Raw genomic sequence first — 2,173 nt, 5'->3', positions numbered from 1 at the left:
CCCGTTCTCCGAGCACTGGCGGCTCTCGCTCGCCGAGGCGCAGCACCTCCAGCACTCGATCATGGGCTACCTGCCCGGCTTCTCGACGCCGCGGATCGTCTGCGACGTGCCGTTCGTCGGCAAGCGATGGGTCCACCAGCAGGACGAGTACGACACGGAGCGCGGCATCTCGTACTGGCGCAAGAACTACCGCACCTCGATCGAGGGCGAGGACACCGAGGCGCTCTCTCGCGAGTACGTCTACTACGACCCGATCTACACGCTGCCGGAGACGGGCCAGCAGTGGTGGCGTGACGCCGTGAACCACGACGAGCTCATCGTCGACGCGAGCGAGCGCGCCGCGGCGAGCCGGTCCGTGTCCGAATCCCAGCTCGTGTGACGTGCGCCCCCGCCTCGGGCGTCCACGGCCCCTGCCCGGCGGCCCCTAGACTGCCGTCGTGACAGCCAAGCCTCCCTCCCGCATCCGGATGCCCCGCGCCGCGCGTGAGGCGCAGATGCTCGAGGTGGCGGAGCGGGTCTTCGGCGCACGCGGGTTCCACGCGACGACCATGGACGAGATCGCCGAGCACGTCGGCGTGACCAAGCCCCTCATCTACGACTACTTCGGGTCCAAGGAGGGGCTGCTCGCCGCCACGATCGAGCGGGCGCGTCACCAGCTCCTCGACGCCGTGATCACGGCGTGGGCTGAAGACCCCGCTGCCTCGGCGCGGCAGCGCGTCCGTGGGGTCATCACGGCCTTCTTCCGGTTCATCGACGACCACGAACAGGCGTTCGCCCTGCTCCGCACGGAGGGCTCGCTCATCGGCGAGGCGGCCGCGTCCGTGGAACGCATCAGACAGCAGACGGCCAAGGCTCTTGCCGAGGGGATCGCCATGCTCCCCGAGTTCGCCCAGCTGCCGGCGGAACGCGTCGTGCCCCTCGTCGAAGTCGTCATCGGAGGGGTCGAGCGACTCGCGGTCTACCGCAGCGAGCACCCGGGCCTGTCCTCGGAGGATGCCGCCGAGCTCGTGGTCACGACGACGTGGGACGGCCTGGCCTCGCTCGCGCGGCCGTGAGCCGCGTGTCCCGCTCCCGACGCAAGGGTGGCCCGGCGGCCGGGCCCGCGACTCCTGCGACGCTCGCTCTCGACGCCCTCGGGATCGACTACCGAGGTCACACCTACGACCACGACCCCGCCGCGACGGGCTACGGAGTCGAGGCTGCGCGGGCCCTCGGCGTTCCCGAGGGCCGCATCTTCAAGACGCTGCTCGTCGACGCGGGCGGCGAGCTCGCCGTCGGGATCGTCCCCGTGGCCGGCTCTCTCGACCTCAAGGCCATGGCCGCAGCCCTCGGCGTGAAGACGGTGCGGATGGCGGATCCCTCGGACGCGGCTCGGCGGACGGGCTACGTCCTCGGCGGGATCTCGCCCATCGGCCAGCGTCGGCTGCTCCGCACCGTCATCGACGACTCCGCCGCCGACCACGACACCGTCTACGTCTCCGGCGGTCGTCGGGGCTTCCAGGTCGAGCTGCGCCCGGAGGAGCTCCTCAGGGTCACTCGGGGCACCTACGCACCCATCGCACGGCTCTGAGGCGCTCCCGACCCGTCGGAGTCCCTCCGTGGCAGGGCGAGGCACCGGCGCGGCGTCAGTGCTCCGGCGGGGGCTCGGCCGCGCTGCGTCGCCCTTCCCAGGGGGTCGACAGGACCACGGTGGTCCGGGTGGACACGTTTGCGGCCGTCCGGATCCGCGCCAGGAGATCCTCGAGGTCACTCGGAGTCGATGTGCGGACCTTGAGGATGTAGTTCTCGACGCCCGCGACGGAGTAGCAGTCCTCGATCTCGAGAATGTCCTTGAGCCGCTCCGGCACGTCATCGGGCGCGGCGGGATCGAAGGGCGTCACCGAGATCAGGGCCGTGAGCGGCAGGGACAGCGCCTCTGGCGACACGGTGGCCGAGTATCCCGTGATGACGCCGCGCTCCTCGAGCCGGCGCACCCGCTGGTGCACCGCCGAGGTGGACAGGCCGGTGGCCCGGCCGAGGTCCGTGAAGCTCATTCGTCCGTCGCCCAGCAGCAACCCGACGAGCCGGCGGTCGAGATCTTCCATGGCACGACCCTAGTCGAGCAGCCCCACGCGTGGTCGCCCGTGCGTCGCGACACCGCCGCGACACCGCCGAGACACCCAACCGACACCCA

The 2,173-nt window shown here is 71.2% G+C and carries 3 protein-coding genes and 1 pseudogene; 3 read left to right on the top strand and 1 reads right to left on the bottom strand.

Features of this window, described 5'->3' with window-relative positions:
• From LOY02_RS11895 to ybaK, 3 genes and pseudogenes are all read left to right on the top strand, one after another.
• Positions 1–379: pseudogene (locus LOY02_RS11895) on the top strand (lysine 2,3-aminomutase); the annotation flags it as partial.
• A 58-nt stretch (positions 380–437) separates the two neighbouring features.
• Positions 438–1,055 carry a TetR/AcrR family transcriptional regulator gene (locus LOY02_RS11890; protein WP_317182575.1) on the top strand — a complete coding sequence of 206 codons (618 nt, stop codon included), beginning with the start codon at positions 438–440 and terminating at the stop codon, positions 1,053–1,055.
• Positions 1,056–1,060: 5 nt separating this feature from the next.
• A complete protein-coding gene (gene ybaK, locus LOY02_RS11885) occupies positions 1,061–1,570 on the top strand; it encodes a Cys-tRNA(Pro) deacylase (RefSeq protein WP_317182574.1) in 510 nt (169 codons plus the stop codon).
• A 55-nt stretch (positions 1,571–1,625) separates the two neighbouring features.
• Here the strand turns inward: ybaK and LOY02_RS11880 are convergent, their stop codons facing one another.
• Complete coding sequence (locus tag LOY02_RS11880; RefSeq protein ID WP_317182573.1) at positions 1,626–2,084, bottom strand: Lrp/AsnC family transcriptional regulator; 459 nt, start codon at positions 2,082–2,084, stop codon at positions 1,626–1,628.
• Positions 2,085–2,173 lie beyond the last annotated feature (89 nt).

Origin of the sequence: Intrasporangium sp. (genome assembly GCF_032907665.1) — a bacterium.
GTDB lineage: Bacteria > Actinomycetota > Actinomycetes > Actinomycetales > Dermatophilaceae > Intrasporangium.
This window is presented reverse-complemented; position numbering and strand designations above follow the sequence as displayed.